The sequence below is a fragment of the Paraburkholderia yinzeri genome, assembly GCF_046581065.1.
Lineage (GTDB): Bacteria > Pseudomonadota > Gammaproteobacteria > Burkholderiales > Burkholderiaceae > Paraburkholderia.
The window spans coordinates 1453964-1468850 of the sequence record NZ_JBFOCJ010000002.1 but is presented as its reverse complement, the minus strand read 5'-3'; the positions used below and the strand labels follow the sequence as shown (position 1 = coordinate 1468850).

Sequence of the window (14887 nt, the reverse complement as noted above, 5' to 3'; positions counted from 1 at the left end):
CGTCGAGCGTTCCCCGAATTCCCTCTCCCACCCATCCCCATGCACGGGTAGCGCTATCGGCTTCCGTGCGCCCCATCGAAAGCTTTTCATCAATTTCTTCCCGGATGACTCCGCGCAGCGTTTCGCTGCCGCGGAAATCCGGCGTTCGCGTTCGCCTAGGGTTTTGGAGCATTGCCCCCTCCCAATCTCAAATTTACGATTTGCGTAAATATTTACGCAAATTAGCAGGAGGAGCGATGTCGACTCATGAGCCAGCAGCAGGCCGGCCCTATGCCGTCGTGACGGGTGCCGCGGGCGGAATTGGCCAGGCGATCGCGCGGCGTCTCGCGCGCGACGGCTTTCACGTCGTGGCGCTGGACCTGGACGGCGCGGCGGCGCAGGCCGTGGCAGAGGCGCTTCGTGCGGCCGGCGGATCCGCGCAGTCGCACGCGATGGATCTGCGCGACGGACCGGCGACGGCAGCGCTGATCGAGTCGCTGCCGCGTCTGGACGCGCTCGTGAACAACGCGGGCATCTTCGACGAGCGCGCTTTCATGGCGCTCACCGCCGAGGATTTCCGGCGCCACTACGAGCTCAACGTCATCGCGCTCTTCAGCCTGAGCCAGCAGGCGGCACGGCGTTTGCCCCCGGGCGGCAAGATCGTGAACATCGCTTCGCGGGCGTATCTCGGCGCGCGCAATCACGCGCACTATGTGGCGGCGAAGGCGGCCGTCGTGGGCCTCACGCGGGCCATGGCGATGGAATTGATGGAGCGCGGCATTCTCGTGAACGCCGTGGCGCCGGGGCTCGTCGACACGCCGATGCTGCAGGCCCTCACGCCCGAGCGGCGCGCCGCGCAACTCGCGCTGCAGCCCACCGGGCGCGCCGCGCGCCCCGAGGACATCGCAAACGCGGTGGCCTTTCTGGCGTCGCCGCAAACGGACTTCATCACCGGCCAGACCTTGATGGTGGACGGCGGCAAGTCGCTGGGCGGCAGCTTCTGAGCGGCAGCCTCTGAGCAGCATGACCCACTAAATCAGGCGCGGCCCACGAAAGGCGCCGCGCAGAGGAGACACTCCATGAACCCAGCCGAACAAGCCGCGATCCTAAAGAAGACCGCCTGGCGCCTGATCCCGTTTCTGTTCCTGCTCTATATCGTGAGTTTCATCGACCGCACCAACGTCGGCTTCGCGGCGTTGCAGATGAACCACGACATCGGCCTTACGCCCGCGATGTACGGCCTTGGCGCAGGCATCTTCTTCGTCGGCATGCTGCCGTTCGAAGTGCCAAGCAATCTGATGATGGTGCGCTACGGCGCCCGCCTGTGGCTCACGCGCATCATCATCGCATGGGGCTGCGTGACGCTCGCGACCTCCATGATCGCCGGACCGAAGAGCTTCTACGCCATGCGTTTCCTGCTTGGTATCAGCGAAGCGGGCTTCTTTCCGGGCGTGTTGTTCTATCTGACGTTCTGGTTTCCGCGCGAGCAGCGCACGCGCATCATCGCGCGCTTCATGATCTCGCTGCCGATCGCGGCGGCGATCGGGGGCCCGGTGTCGTCGTTCATCCTGCAGGCGCTCAACGGCGTCGCGGGTCTGCCGGGCTGGCGCTGGATCTTCATTGCCGAGGGTCTGCCCGCCATCGTGCTGGGCTTCGTGACGCTGCGCGTGCTGCGCAACCAGCCTTCGCAGGTGAAGTGGCTTGCAAGCGGCGAACGCGAATGGCTGCAGGCGAAGATCGACCACGAGCAGCAGGAGGACGCGGCCCGGATGCGCGCGCACGGCTGGCGCGAGGTGCTCGAATCGCTCACGGATCTGCGCACGCTCGTCATCACCTTCACCGGCGTGTGCTTCGTGATCGGCTTCTATGGCGCGGGCTTCTGGCTGCCGCAGATCATCAAGACCTTCGGCGCCTCGACGACGACGATCGGTTTGCTGACCGCGCTGCCGAATCTGCTCGGCGCCGCCGCCATGCTGCTGTGGGCGCGCCGCTGCCGGTCCCGCACGATGCGTCTGTCCGACGTGATCCTGCCGCAACTGCTGGCCTGCGTGTCGTTCGTCGGCGCGTCGCTCACGCTGCATCAGCCGGTGTGGGCCATGAGCTGGCTGTGCCTCGCGATGATCGGCCTCTACGCCTCGATGCCCGCCTACTGGACGCTGCCCACGCTGTTCTTCAGCGGTACGGCCGCCGCCGCGACGCTCGCGTTCGTCAACGCGGTCTCGAACATGGGCGGCTTCTTCGGGCCCGCGATCATCGGCTGGCTCACGCAGACCACGGGCAGTTTCCAGGCGGCCATGGCGACCATGGGCGGCTTCGTGCTGGTCGGCGCACTCGCGCTGCAACTGCTCACACCTGCCTATCGCCGGCGCCAGCAGGATTCGGCGCTCGCCTGAGCGCCATCGATACGGCGGCGAGGCGCGTTCCGCTGCGCTTCGCCGGTTTCATCAGGCTTCGATGAGAGAACCTATCATCATGACCCAGACTTCCTCCCGCCGCCGCGTCGCACTCGTGACGGGCGGCGCCGGCGGCATCGGCGTCGCGATCTGCCGCGCGCTTGCCGCGGCGGGCCATCGCGTGGCGGTGACCGATCTGCAACTCGCGGCCGCGCGCGACGTGGCCGCGTCGCTCGAAGGCGCGGGGCACGGCGCATACGCGCTCGACGTCGCCAACGAAGCGGCGGTGGGCGCCGCTTTCGACGCCGTGACGGCCGACATGGGCCGCCCCGAGATTCTCGTGCACAGCGCGGGCATCCTGCACTTCAAGCCGGACGGCGACCGGCCGCTCGTCGTGGAAACGTCGCTCGCCGACTGGCAGCGCAACGTCGACATCAACCAGACGGGCTGTTTTCTCGTGTGCCGCGAGTACGCGCGCCGTCTGCCCGCGGGGCCGACGTTCGGCCGCGTGGTCACGCTTTCGTCGGTCGCGGCGCAACTGGGCGGGTATCGCTCGAACGCCGCATATATCGCGAGCAAGGCCGCCGTGCTCGGCTTGACGAAGGCGCTCGCGCGCGAGCTCGCGCCGCAGGGCGTGACCGTGAATGCCGTGGCGCCGGGCCTGATCGACGCGCCCATGCTGCGTCTTTCGCTGCCGCCCGAGCGCGATGCACAGGCCGCCGCGGCCATTCCGCTCAACCGTCTCGGTCTGCCCGAGGACGTGGCCGCCGCCGTCGTCCACCTCGTCAGCGCCGAGGCGGGCTACCAGACCGGCACGACGGTCGATGTAAACGGCGGATACCGGATGCAGTGATGCATTCAGGACAACCGATGGAACAGCAAGCGAAGAACGAGGAGGTGCGCAATGACAGGCGCAGCGGCAAACCATCAGGTGAATGAAGCCTACGACGTCGTCGTGGTCGGCTCGGGCGCGGGCGGACTCGGCGCCGCGCTCGTGTGCCGGCACGCGGGACTTTCCGTGCTGGTGCTGGAAAAGACCGCGCAGTTCGGGGGCTCCACGGCCGTCTCGGGCGGCGCGGTATGGATTCCCGACAATCCGCACATGGCCGGCGTCGGCCATCGCGACACGCTCGACGCGGCGCGCCGCTATCTGCGCCAGACCGTGGGCGAAGCCTTGCGCGAGCCGCTGATGGAGGCCTATCTGCAGCACGGGCCGGAGATGGTGCGCTTCATGGAGGCGCACACGGAGGTTCATTTCATCGCGCGCGCCGTTTCGCCCGACTACAAGCCCGAACTCGACGGCGCCATGCCGGGCGGCCGCACGATCGATCCCGCGCCGTTCGACGGACGCACGCTTGGAAATCTGTTCGAGCAGTTGCGCCGGCCGCTGCCGAGCTTTCTCGCGCTCGGTGGCATGATGGTGAACCGCAAGGACATCGACGCGCTGCTGGCCATGCACAAGAGCGTTGCGGCGCTCGGACATGCGCTGCCGCTCTTGCTAAGGTATGCGAAGGATCGACTGAAATGGTCGCGCGGCACGCGGCTCGTGCTTGGCAATGCGCTGGCGGCGCGCCTCCTGAAATCGGCGCACGATGCGGGCATCACGCTCATTCCTGGCGCGCGCGTAACGCGCCTCGAAACGAACGGCGCGCGCGTGAGCGGCGTGACGGTCGAGATCGGCGGCAGGAGGCGGGTCATCGTCGCGCGCCGTGCCGTCGTGCTCGCCACCGGCGGCTACGCCCAGAACGCGGCGTTGCGCGCGAAGCTGGTGCCGCACGCGGACCTGCATCGCTCGATGGCGCCCGAAGGCAACACGGGCGACGGCGCCTTGCTGGCCGAGCCGCTGGGCGGCCATTTCGCGAGCGGCAATGCAGGCGCGGCCTTCTGGACGCCGGTTTCGGTGTTTCGCGACGGCGATGGCCGCGAAGCGGTATTCCCGCACCTCATCACCGACCGGCAGAAGCCCGGCATCATGGCCGTCGATGCGAACGGTCTGCGCTTTGCCAATGAGGCCACCTCGTATCACGACTTCGTCGCGGCCATGCATCGCGCCAATGAAACAGCGCCCTGCGTGCCCGCCTGGCTCGTCTGCGACAGCGACTTCGTGCGCAGGTACGGGCTGGGACGCGTGCGTCCGCGTTCGCTCTCGCTCGGGCGTTATGTGCGCAGCGGCTATCTGAAATGCGGCACGACGCTTGATGCGCTCGCGCACGAAATCGGCGTGCCGCCCGAGGCGCTCGCGCAAAGCGCCGCCAGAATGAACGCGTTTGCGAAGCGCGGTGTGGACGAGGAGTTCGGACGCGGCAACTCGGCTTACGACCGCTATCTGGGCGACGCCTCGCAGCGGCCGAATCCGTGTCTCGGTCCGATCGAAACCGGGCCGTTCTACGCGGTGCGGATCGTGCCCGGCGACATCGGCAGCGCAACGGGCCTCGAAACGAACGAGCGCGCCCAGGTGCTCGACGGCAACGGGACCGCGATCGCCGGCCTCTATGCGGTGGGCAACGACATGAACTCGGTGATGGGCGGGACCTATCCGGCGGCGGGCATCACGCTCGGCCCCGCGCTCACCTTCGGCTATATCGCGGGCCGTGACATCGCGGGCGAGCCCGCAGCAGCCAACCGCGACGCGCACCTCGTGACGCCGTCGCCGTACAACAAAGAGGCATTGTCATCATGAACGACACTTCCCGGCGCATCGCTTTCGTCACGGGAGCCGCGAGCGGCATCGGCGCCGCGGTTTGCGAGCGGCTCGCGGCCCAGGGCGTGGGCATTGCCGCCGCCGATCTCGACGAGGCGGGCCTGCGCGCGCTGCGCGAGTGGCTTGGTAGCGCGATTCCCTTTCTGCATGGCGTGGTCGACGTGCGCGAAGAAGCGCAGATTGAAGCGTTCGTCGCACGCGTCGAACGCGAACTCGGCGCGATCACCGACGTCGTGCCCTGCGCAGGCCTCGCGCGCAGCGCGCCTGCCGAAAGCATGAGCGCCGAGCAATGGGATCTCGTGCTCGACATCAACCTGCGCGGCACCTTCCTCACCTGCAAGCATGCGGCGGCGGCCATGCTGGCGCGCCGGCACGGCAGCATCGTGTGTCTCGCTTCGGTCACGGCGCGCGGCGGGCAGCCTGGGAGAGCTAACTATGCGGCTTCGAAGTGGGGCCTCGTCGGTCTCGTGAAGAGCCTTGCGACCGAGTGGGGGAATCGCGGCGTGCGCGTGAATGCGGTGGCGCCCAACGGCGTCGACACACCGATGCTGAACGTAGGCGTGCCCGCGGCCTTTCGTGACGGCGTGATGCTCGATCGCACGCCGCTCGGGCGTTTCGCCCTCGTCGAGGAAGTAGCCGAATCGATCGCGTTTCTGCTCTCGGATGCGGCTTCCTATGTAACGGGCAGCGTGCTGGAGGTGGACGGCGGCCTGACCGCGGGCTATCTGACGCACGCGCAGGGCGCCGATTACGCGCTGCATGCGCCGCCGCGCTGAATCCCCTATAGTCGCGTGAATTCATCGAACTACCCAGGAGACCCCATGTCGCTCACGCTATCGCCGCTGCGTGCTTCGCTGCGTGTTTATTATTCGCCGTACTCGCCGTACGTGCGCAAGGTGCTCGTATGCGCCGCCGAACTCGGCATGCCTGTCGAGCGTCTTGCGAGCAACGCGAATCCCGTCACGCGCGACGCCACCGTGGTCGCGCGCAATCCGCTCGGTCAGGTGCCGACCCTGCTGGCGGGCGAACAGGAACACGAAGACGAGGGCGCCCTCTACGACAGCCGCGTGATCTGCGAATACCTCGACGCGCCGCACGGCAAGCTCTTCCCGGCCGCGGGCGAGGCACGCTGGCGCGCGCTGCGCGAGCAGGCGCTTGCCGACGGCCTGATCGGCGCCGCGCTGCTCATGCGCTATGAGCAGGTCATCCGGCCGGAAGACCTGCGTTACGCGCCGTGGTTCAACGGCCAGCACGAGAAAGTGGTGTCGGCGCTCGACCAGTTCGCCGCGTGGGTGCCGGAATTCGGCGAGCGCGTGGACATCGGCACGATCACCGTGGCCTGCGCGCTCGGTTATCTGGACCTGCGCTTTCCGGACGAAGGCTGGCGCTCGCGCACCGCGCTGGCCGACTGGTTCGCGCGCTTCGCCACGCGTGCGTCGATGCAGGCCACGCGCCATCCGGAGGCCTGAGGGGGCACGACCGGGCGGTGTCGCAAGGTAGACTGGTGGTCTTTGCTATCGATGCGCAACACCGGGAGCGTTATGGCGACCAACGAGACGAGAAAGACTCCAAGAACCCGCGTGCAATCGGCGGAAACCGGCGCCGAAATCCTGAAGGCTCTCGCGAGCCTTGGACCCTCGGCCTCGCTGACCAACATCAGCGAGGTGGCGGGCATGGTGCCCGCGAAAGCGCATCGCTATCTGCAGGCGATGATCGCGAGCGGTCTCGCGACCCAGGAAAAGCAGTCGGGCCGCTATGCGCTGGGACCGGCGGCGGTGGCGATCGGCCTTGCGGCGCTTGCCCATATCGACGTGGTCGGCAATATCTCGGACATGCTGCCCGACCTGCGCGACGAAACGGGACACACCTGCTTCGTCGCGGTGTGGGCGAACCATGGTCCGACCGTGGTGCGCGTGGTGGAGATGGTGGGCGAGGTGACCGTGCTCACGCGGGCCGGCGCGACCATGCCGCTGCTGCGCTCGGCCACCGGGCTCACGTTCGCCGCGCATCTGGGCGCCGCGGATCAGGCGCCGGTGCTCGCGGCCGAGCCCGACGACCTCCAGGCGCAGTTGCACGAAGCCGGCTCGCCGCTCAATGCCCGTCTCGCGGCGGCGCGCGAGCACGGCATCGTGGTGATCGAAGGGCTGATGGTGCCCGGCATTGCCGCGACCGCGGTGCCGGTCTTCGATGCCCGCCGGCAGATCGCGGCGGTCGTGACGGCCATCGGGCCATTCAACAGCTTCGATTCGAAGCCGGACGGACCGCTCGCGCAGCAGTTGAAGGCGTTCGGCAAGCGCGCGAGCCAGCGGCTCGGGGCGCCGATGTTCTGAGGGGCGCTCTCTTGCTCGCGGTCAGTCGTTGAAAGGCCGTGCGGGCGCGACCTTCAACGATCGTGTTCTTCCTTGATGGTGCGTTCGTCGTCGTCGAACATCTCGCCAAAATTCATCGGAACGACAACGCGAGGGTGCACCCCGGCTTCGCGGTTGTCGACGAGCGAGAACGCCTCCGAAACGATACGCTGCACGTCCTGATGAAGCATCGTGACGTCGAAGGGCAAATGCGCCGCGAACGGGTCCCAGTCGAAGCACCCGACCACCGCTTCACGCAGCGCGTCCCGCGGCAACTGCGAAGCGAAATGAACCAGGCCTTCGAAGGCGTTGATGGCGTTCATGAGCATGCCTGCCGGCACCCGGCCGTGTTTCTCCTGACGCCGCGCGAGCGCGTGCCGGGCGGCCGCCGCGTTGTAGCCGCACAGTTCCACCGCGTCGCTGCCGGGGCTGATCTGCCGCGCGGCGAACGCTTCGAAGAAACCGGCCATGCGCATCTCGGTCGCGTACTCGTGCGGCACGCCGCCCAGCAGCACGAGATCCTGCGGCGAGCGGCCGGCGGCAATCAGCTTGTCGATCATCACGTCCGTGATGACGCGCGCGCCCGCGCGGTTGTCTGAGACCACCGAAGGCGCGCCGTCGCCGGGCAGGTCGAGGTTGATCGACACGACGTCGGCCTCGTCGCACAGCGTGTTCAAGGGCGTTGGATTGCGCACGCCGGCAATGAACAGCATTTCCACGCGCTGGGACAGCAGCGTTTGCGTGACGCTCAACTCGACCGCCGGGTCGCGCTGCGTACTCACGACGATCGGGCAGAGGCCGCGGCTGCGCGCCGAGTCCTCGAAGGTTTGCGCGAGGCCCGCGAAGAACCGGTTGCGGTAGTGCGGAATGATCATGCCGGCGAGGCCCGAGCGTGAGAGCCGCAGCCCGCGCGCTTTCATGTTGACCTGGTAGCCGAGCGTCTGCGCGCACTCGAGGATGCGGTTCGCCGTCGCTTCCTTGATCCGGTAGCGCGCCCACGTGCCGTTCAGCACCATGCTCACGGTGGATATCGAAGACCCCGTCGCCGTGGCGATGTCGTAGATCGTGGACTTTCGTCCGCTGGTCATGCCCTTCATCTCTGTCTGCTCCCCGAGCGCGCTCAACCTGTCCGGCCGACGGTAGCCGCTTTGGCGCACCCCGCCATATTAGGGTTTTCACCCTCTTCCAACCATTGCTGAATGGTTTCAGCATACACCACATCAATTTGCTGAATGGATTCAGCAATTGAAAAGTGGCCCGAATGCGGCCCGTTCCAGAGTCGGAGGAGACATGACAAACAGATTGCTGCGCCGGCTGTGCGCCGGAATTCTTGCTTTTTCGTTCGCGACGGGATTTGCCTGTGCGTCGCCGGACCATCCCGTGATCGGGGTGGTCGTGAAGGTGGGCGGCATTCCCTGGTTCAACGCCATGGAGGCCGGCATCAAGAAGCGCGCCGACGAACTGGGTGTGAAGGCTTTCATGGTGGGGCCGACGAGTGCCGACCCGGCCCTTCAGGTGCGTGCGATCGAAGACCTCATCGCGCAGCATGTCGACGTCATCGGCGTAGTGCCGAACGACGCGCAGGTGCTCGAACCGGTGCTGCAGCGTGCCCGTGCCGCCGGCATCAAGGTGATCACGCACGAGTCGCCCAAGCAGCAGAACACGGACTGGGACTTCGAACTCGCATCGGCCAAGGGCTTTGGCGAGGCGTATGCGAAGACGCTGGCGAAGGACCTGGGCGGCAAGGGCGAATACGCGGTCTTTGTCGGCTCGCTCACGGTGCCGCTGCATAACGCCTGGGCGGACGCGGCCATCGCCTACCTCAAGGCGAACTACCCCGATATGAAGCTCGTGGGCGACCGCTACGGCGTGGCCGAAAACGTGGACGCCTCGCGCAAGACAGCGCTGGACCTGATGCTCGCGCATCCCAACCTGCGCGCGATTCTCGCGTTCGGCAGCCAGGGGCCGATCGGCGCCGCGCGCGCGGTGGCCGAAAAGCACGAAGAAAAACAGGTGCTCGTGCTGGGACCGTTCTCGCCGGGCCAGGGCAAGCGCCTCGTCCATGACGGCGTGCTGACGGGCGGCTACATGTGGAATCCCGAGCAGGCGGGCGAGGTGTTCGTCACGCTGGGCACGATGGTGGCCAGGGGGCAGCCGATCAAGGACGGCACGGACATTCCTGGTCTTGGCGTGGTGCATCCCGAAGGACACAACCTGATCGTGAACGATCTCGTCGAGCTGAACGCGCAGACCGTGGACAGTCTCGCGAAGATGGGTCTCTGAGCTGGGTGTTCCATGATTCCAGATTCTTCCTTGCACCCCGTTTCGCCCGCGCCCGGCGCCATGATGCCGGCCGGGCCCGCCCTGGACGAGGACCGTCCCGCGTTGCTCGAACTCGAGAACATCTCGAAGGTCTTCGGCGGCGTCAAGGCGCTGCAGCAAGTGCGCTTCGACATCATGCCGGGCGAGGTGCTGTGCCTTGCGGGCGAGAACGGTTGCGGCAAGAGCACGCTCATCAAGGTGATCAGCGGCGTGTATCAGCCGGAACCCGGCGCGCAGATGCGGTTCGACGGCGAACCGCTCGGGCGCCTCGATCCCGCCCGGGCTCGCGAGCTGGGTGTTCAGGTGATCTGGCAGGACCTCGCGCTTTTTCCCGAGATGACGGTCGCCGAAAACATCGCCTTCGAGCAGAACCTGGGCTCGCGTCCGCGCGTGGTCAGCTACGCGAAGATGAAGGAGGCGGCGCGCCGCATTCTCGAGCGCCTCGGCGTCAAGCTGCCGCTCGAACGCTCCGTGCGTTCGCTCTCGATCGCCCAGCGGCAGGTGGTGGCAATTGCCCGCGCGCTGGTGGCCGACGCGCGCATCGTTTTCATGGACGAGCCGACCGCTTCGCTGAGCCACGCGGAGACCCAGGCGCTGCTTGCCATCGTGCGGCGGCTTGCGGCGGACGGCATCGCTGTCGTGTTCGTCAGTCACCGGCTCGCGGAGGTGCTCGACGTCTGCACGCGCGTGACCGTGATGCGCGACGGCCAGTATGTCGGCACCTTCCCCACAGCCGGCATGACACAGTCGCGGCTCACCGAGCTGATGACGGGCCGCACCTTCGATTACGCCGTGCGCACGGCCGATCTCTCGCACGCGCCCGTCGCGCTTCAGGTGCAGGGACTCACGCGCCGCGGCGAGTTCGAGGACGTGACGTTCGCCGTGAAACGCGGCGAGATTCTCGGCTTGACCGGGCGTCTCGGCGCGGGGCGCACGGAACTCGCGCTGGCGCTCTTCGGCATGACGAAGCCCGGCGCCGGCGCCGTTGCTCTCGAAGGCAAGCCGCTCGTGCTGCGCTCGAACCGCGACGCGATCCGCGCGGGCCTCGCCTATGTGTCGGAGGACCGCCTTCAACTGGGCCTCGTACAGGCGCAATCGATCGGCGACAACACGGTGGCATCGGTGCTCGACGATCTGCTCGACGCTTGCCGCCTCCTCTCGCCGGGCAAGCGCGACGCGCTGATTCACGACTGGATCGGCAAACTGGCCGTCAAGATCGGCAAGCCCGACGACGCGGTTTCGACCTTGTCGGGCGGAAACCAGCAGCGCATCGTGCTCGCGAAGTGGTTGGCGACGCAACCAAAGGTGCTGATTCTCGACTCGCCGACCGTAGGGGTGGACGTGGGCGCGCGCGCCGGCATCTTCAGCATCGTGCACGAACTCGCCGCGGCCGGCATGGCCATCGTGCTGATCTCCGACGAGATTCCCGAAGTCTATTTCAACTCCGACCGCATTCTGCATATGCGCGACGGCAGGATCATTGCCGAGTACGTGCCGGGTCGGACGAGCATTGATCAAATCGAGCGAGACGTCCATGCCTGATCTTCGCAAACCCGGAATCGGCTCGATCGAGGCGCTGCTGATCCTCGTGATTGCCGTCATGGCGGCAGGACTCGGTCTGACGACGTCGACCTTCCTGACGCTGCCCAACCTGTTCGACCTGCTCAACCAGAGCTCGGTCAACATCATCTTCGGCGTCGGCTTGCTCGTGGTGCTGATTGCCGGGGGCATCGACATCTCGTTCGCCGTCGGCGCTTCCGTCGTTCAGTATCTGACCGCGTTGACGGTGGGATGGCTCGGCGGCGGCAACTGGCTGATCGGCTTTCTGGCGTCCATGGCCTTCGGCTTTCTGCTCGGCGCCCTCAATGCCACCATCATCTATCGCTTCCGGATCGTCTCGATCGTCGTCACCATCGCGACGTTCAACATCTTCTTCGGCGGGCTGATGTTCCTGACCAACGGCGTGTCGATCTACGACCTGCCTGACTGGTGGGTGAATCGCGTGTCGATCCTGCAGGTGAAGACGGCAAGCGGCGTGGCGGATCTCACGCTGCCTGTGGCCGTCATGATCGCGACCGTTATCGCGACGTGGTTCATGTTGCGAAGGACAGCTACGGGTCGGCAACTGTACGCGATGGGCGACAATCCCGAGGCCGCGCGCCGCGTGGGCGTGAATATCGGCGCGATGCATTACGTCGCGTTCGGCTGGCTCGGCATGATGGCCGGCATTGCGGGCCTGATGCAGGCGCATATCGTCCAGGAGGTCGTGCCGAATGCACTCTACGGGCGCGAACTCGACGTGCTGGCGGCCGTGGTGCTGGGCGGCGCGAGGCTGGGCGGCGGCCGCGGCACGATTCTCGGCGCGATCCTCGGCATCCTGCTCACGGCCATCACCGCAAACGGCCTCAACCTGCTCGGGATCTCGCCTTACGCCTTCAAGATGATCATCGGCGCGGTCATCCTGACTGCCATCACCCTGTCGAGCGGCGGCTTTGCGAAGCTCGTCGGATCGCGGTTCGCCTCGCAACGCGCATAGGTGCTGCCATGAGTTCCCCTTCTTCCCGACGCTCCCTCGCAGCGCATGTCCCGGCCGACGTGCTGGGCCTGCTGGGCTTTCTCGCCATCGTGATCGTGGCGATGAGCTTCGCCTCCGACCGGTTCTTTTCCGCGAGCACCTTCGTCTCGGTCGCGTTCCAGTTGCCCGAGCTGGGCTTTTTCACGCTCGCGATGCTCATGCCGCTCGTGTCCGGCGGCTTCAATCTCGCCGTCACGTTCACCGCCAATATCGCGGGTCTTGCGATGGCCTGGGTGATTCATTCGATGGGCGGCGCGGACGCGGGCGTCGCCGCCGTGGTGCTCGGCATTGCGGCGGCGCTGGCCACCGGCGCGGCAAGCGGCTGGGCGATGGGGGCGATCATTGCGCGCACGGGCGCGAGTCCGATTCTGGTGTCGCTCTCGGCCATGATCTTCCTGCGCGGCCTGGGCGAGTTCCTGACCCACGGCGGCGACATCTCCGGTTTCCCGCCGCTCGTGCTCGCCATGGGCAACGGTCTGTGGCTGGGCGTGCCGGTGCCGCTGTGGATCTTCGCGGGATGCGCCCTGCTATGGCACGTGCTGATGACGCGCTCGCGCCTTGGCTTCGCGACCCGCATGATCGGCTCCAACCTCGAAGCCACCCGCTACGCCGGCATCGATACCACGCGCGCGGTCACGCGCATCTACATGCTGTCCGGCCTCATGTGCGGGGTAGCGGGCGTGGTCATGCTGGCGAGCTTCAATTCGGTCCGCGTGGGGCATGGCGAAGCTTTCCTGCTGATCTCCGTGCTTGCCTGCTTCCTCGGCCGCGTCGATCCGTTCGGCGGATTCGGCCGCGTTGCGCCGGTCGTGGTCGCGCTCGTGATCCTGCAGACGATCGCATCGGGGTTGAATCTTCTCGGCGCCAGCCAGCATCTCGCGACGGCCCTGTGGGGGGTCTTCCTGCTCGCCGTCATGCTGTTCCGTTGGGCGTGGGCCAACGGCGTTTTCCACACTTCCGTCCGGGCGCGCCTCGCCGCGCGGCGGCACGGGACACAGTCAACCAAAGGAGTCTGAATGAACAAGCTTGGCGTACACGCTCTCGTCTGGGAGGCCAACTGGAGCCATGAGGCCTGCGCACGGGCTATCGCCCGCACCGCGGAAGTCGGCTTCGACTTCATCGAAGTGCCGGCGCTCGACCCGAAATCGATCGACGTCGATTTCACGCGGCGCGAACTCGAGAAGAACGGTCTTGGCGTGACCTTTTCGCTGGGACTCGACGCCGAGTCCGATATTTCGAGCGGCGACGTGGAGAAGGCCGCCCGCGGCAAGGAGAAGCTCGAGGCCGCATTGCGTGTCGCGCGCGACTGCGGGGCGACGCATATGTGCGGCATCCTGTACTCGGCCTTCCAGAAGTACTACGTGCCACCTACGGCCGCCGGCATTGCGATGTCGGTCGACATCCTCGGCGAGGTGGCGCAGACGGCGGCGAAGAGCGGCGTCGTCCTGGGTCTCGAAGTCGTGAACCGCTACGAGTCGAACGTGCTCAATACGGCTTCGCAGGGCGTCGAGCTGTGCAAGCGCATCGGCGCGCCGAATGTGAAGGTGCATCTGGACACGTATCACATGAATATTGAGGAATCCGATATTGCTACGGCGGTGCGCGAAACCGGCGACTACCTCGGCTACTTCCACACGGGCGACTCGCATCGCGGCTACCTCGGCTCGGGCAGCATCGACTTTTCGGAAATTTTCCGGGCGCTGGTGTTCTCCGGCTTCAAGGGGCCGATTACGTTCGAAAGCTTTTCGTCGCGCGTGGTCGGGCAGCCGCTGGAAGGCATACTGGGCATCTGGCGCAATCTGTGGGAAGACGGTCACGATCTGGCGTCGCACGCGCTGATGTATACGCGGGCGCAAATCAAGGCGGCGCAGGAAGCCTTGAAGCAAGCCGAACGGAGCCGCCTGTCGTGAGCGGCGTCGCACAGCCGGGGCAACGCATCGGCCCCGACGAGCTGGCGCAACACCTGCTCGGTCTCAAGGGCGGCGAGCGGCGTCTCGTCGCTATCGCGGGAGCGCCGGGCTCGGGCAAGAGCACCTTCGCGCAAGGGCTGTGCGCGGGCCTCAACCGGCGCGTACCGGATGTGGCCTGCGTGCTTGCGATGGACGGCTTTCACTTCGACGACCGGGTGCTGGAGGCGCGTGGCCAGCGTGCGCGCAAGGGGGCGCCGCATACGTTCGACGTGCCGGGACTCGCCGCGATGCTCGGCCGGCTCAAGGCGGACGACAGCAGCGAAATCGCGGTGCCGGTGTTCGACCGCTCGATCGAGATTGCGCGGGCGGGGGCGGAGATCATCCCGCGGTCGGCAAGGCTCGTGGTGGTCGAGGGGAACTACCTGCTGCTCGACGCGCCCGGCTGGAGCGCGCTGCAGTCGTACTTCGACGTCACGGTCATGCTGGAGGTGCCGCGCGACGTGCTGACGCAACGTCTCCTGGCCCGTTGGCGCGGCTATGGAATGGATGAAGCGGCGATACGCGTGAAGCTCCTGGAAAACGATCTGCCGAATGTGGATCTCGTCCTCTCGCAAAGCGTGGGCGCGCAGTTCGTGGTCGCCAACACCTGAGTGCGAGGA

At 66.7% G+C, this 14887-nt stretch carries 14 protein-coding genes; 13 read left to right on the top strand and 1 reads right to left on the bottom strand.

From position 1 onward, the window contains the following. Window positions 1–236: 236 nt before the first annotated feature. The 7 genes from WJ542_RS23600 to WJ542_RS23570 all read left to right on the top strand — a co-directional run bounded on the left by WJ542_RS23600 (window position 237) and on the right by WJ542_RS23570 (window position 7403). The gene (locus WJ542_RS23600; protein ID WP_411191894.1) at window positions 237–983 is read left to right on the top strand and encodes an SDR family NAD(P)-dependent oxidoreductase; all 747 of its coding nucleotides are present in this window, start codon (window positions 237–239) and stop codon (window positions 981–983) included. Between the two features lie 75 nt (window positions 984–1058). Continuing rightward, entirely contained in the window at window positions 1059–2372 is a 1314-nt protein-coding gene (locus WJ542_RS23595; protein ID WP_411191893.1) for an MFS transporter, read from the top strand. A 79-nt stretch (window positions 2373–2451) separates the two neighbouring features. Further along, entirely contained in the window at window positions 2452–3225 is a 774-nt protein-coding gene (locus WJ542_RS23590; RefSeq protein ID WP_411191892.1) for an SDR family NAD(P)-dependent oxidoreductase, read from the top strand. A 51-nt stretch (window positions 3226–3276) separates the two neighbouring features. After that, the gene (locus tag WJ542_RS23585; protein WP_411191891.1) at window positions 3277–5052 is read left to right on the top strand and encodes an FAD-dependent oxidoreductase; all 1776 of its coding nucleotides are present in this window, start codon (window positions 3277–3279) and stop codon (window positions 5050–5052) included. Next, on the top strand, window positions 5049–5849 hold the full coding sequence (locus WJ542_RS23580; protein WP_411191890.1) for an SDR family NAD(P)-dependent oxidoreductase: 801 nt from the start codon (window positions 5049–5051) through the stop codon (window positions 5847–5849). Before WJ542_RS23585 ends, WJ542_RS23580 begins: the two co-directional genes overlap by 4 nt. Window positions 5850–5894: 45 nt before the next feature. Then, window positions 5895–6542, top strand: a complete 648-nt coding sequence (locus WJ542_RS23575) for a glutathione S-transferase family protein (protein WP_411191889.1) — start codon at window positions 5895–5897, stop codon at window positions 6540–6542. 111 nt (window positions 6543–6653) lie between these two features. Further along, window positions 6654–7403 (top strand): IclR family transcriptional regulator, encoded by a 750-nt coding sequence (locus WJ542_RS23570; RefSeq protein ID WP_411191888.1) that lies wholly within the window; start codon window positions 6654–6656, stop codon window positions 7401–7403. 53 nt (window positions 7404–7456) lie between these two features. Here the strand turns inward: WJ542_RS23570 and WJ542_RS23565 are convergent, their stop codons facing one another. Then, window positions 7457–8518 carry a LacI family DNA-binding transcriptional regulator gene (locus WJ542_RS23565; RefSeq protein WP_411191887.1) on the bottom strand — a complete coding sequence of 354 codons (1062 nt, stop codon included), beginning with the start codon at window positions 8516–8518 and terminating at the stop codon, window positions 7457–7459. A gap of 193 nt (window positions 8519–8711) precedes the next feature. Between WJ542_RS23565 and WJ542_RS23560 the strand changes: the two genes are divergently transcribed. The 6 genes from WJ542_RS23560 to WJ542_RS23535 are packed head-to-tail and all read left to right on the top strand — an operon-like array spanning window position 8712 to window position 14878. Further along, on the top strand, window positions 8712–9704 hold the full coding sequence (locus WJ542_RS23560) for a substrate-binding domain-containing protein (protein ID WP_411191886.1): 993 nt from the start codon (window positions 8712–8714) through the stop codon (window positions 9702–9704). A gap of 12 nt (window positions 9705–9716) precedes the next feature. Next, window positions 9717–11285: a sugar ABC transporter ATP-binding protein gene (locus WJ542_RS23555; protein ID WP_411191885.1), complete on the top strand. Its 1569-nt coding sequence runs from the start codon at window positions 9717–9719 to the stop codon at window positions 11283–11285. Further along, window positions 11278–12279 carry an ABC transporter permease gene (locus WJ542_RS23550; RefSeq protein ID WP_411191884.1) on the top strand — a complete coding sequence of 334 codons (1002 nt, stop codon included), beginning with the start codon at window positions 11278–11280 and terminating at the stop codon, window positions 12277–12279. The genes WJ542_RS23555 and WJ542_RS23550 overlap by 8 nt, the downstream gene beginning before the upstream one ends. Before the next feature lie 8 nt (window positions 12280–12287). Then, the gene (locus WJ542_RS23545) at window positions 12288–13334 is read left to right on the top strand and encodes an ABC transporter permease (protein WP_411191883.1); all 1047 of its coding nucleotides are present in this window, start codon (window positions 12288–12290) and stop codon (window positions 13332–13334) included. Continuing rightward, the gene (locus WJ542_RS23540) at window positions 13335–14228 is read left to right on the top strand and encodes a sugar phosphate isomerase/epimerase family protein (RefSeq protein WP_411191882.1); all 894 of its coding nucleotides are present in this window, start codon (window positions 13335–13337) and stop codon (window positions 14226–14228) included. Then, a complete protein-coding gene (locus WJ542_RS23535) occupies window positions 14225–14878 on the top strand; it encodes a nucleoside triphosphate hydrolase (protein ID WP_411191881.1) in 654 nt (217 codons plus the stop codon). The genes WJ542_RS23540 and WJ542_RS23535 overlap by 4 nt, the downstream gene beginning before the upstream one ends. Window positions 14879–14887 lie beyond the last annotated feature (9 nt).

Excerpts from the sequence above, each read along its gene's own strand:
- WJ542_RS23600 (WP_411191894.1), top strand. The coding sequence starts at position 237 with ATGTCGACTCATGAGCCAGCAGCAGGCCGGCCCTATGCCGTCGTGACG.
- WJ542_RS23565 (WP_411191887.1), bottom strand. The coding sequence starts at position 8,518 with ATGAAGGGCATGACCAGCGGACGAAAGTCCACGATCTACGACATCGCC.
- WJ542_RS23545 (WP_411191883.1), top strand. The coding sequence starts at position 12,288 with ATGAGTTCCCCTTCTTCCCGACGCTCCCTCGCAGCGCATGTCCCGGCC.
- WJ542_RS23550 (WP_411191884.1), top strand. The coding sequence starts at position 11,278 with ATGCCTGATCTTCGCAAACCCGGAATCGGCTCGATCGAGGCGCTGCTG.
- WJ542_RS23590 (WP_411191892.1), top strand. The coding sequence starts at position 2,452 with ATGACCCAGACTTCCTCCCGCCGCCGCGTCGCACTCGTGACGGGCGGC.
- WJ542_RS23585 (WP_411191891.1), top strand. The coding sequence starts at position 3,277 with ATGACAGGCGCAGCGGCAAACCATCAGGTGAATGAAGCCTACGACGTC.
- WJ542_RS23580 (WP_411191890.1), top strand. The coding sequence starts at position 5,049 with ATGAACGACACTTCCCGGCGCATCGCTTTCGTCACGGGAGCCGCGAGC.
- WJ542_RS23595 (WP_411191893.1), top strand. The coding sequence starts at position 1,059 with ATGAACCCAGCCGAACAAGCCGCGATCCTAAAGAAGACCGCCTGGCGC.
- WJ542_RS23555 (WP_411191885.1), top strand. The coding sequence starts at position 9,717 with ATGATTCCAGATTCTTCCTTGCACCCCGTTTCGCCCGCGCCCGGCGCC.
- WJ542_RS23560 (WP_411191886.1), top strand. The coding sequence starts at position 8,712 with ATGACAAACAGATTGCTGCGCCGGCTGTGCGCCGGAATTCTTGCTTTT.
- WJ542_RS23575 (WP_411191889.1), top strand. The coding sequence starts at position 5,895 with ATGTCGCTCACGCTATCGCCGCTGCGTGCTTCGCTGCGTGTTTATTAT.
- WJ542_RS23540 (WP_411191882.1), top strand. The coding sequence starts at position 13,335 with ATGAACAAGCTTGGCGTACACGCTCTCGTCTGGGAGGCCAACTGGAGC.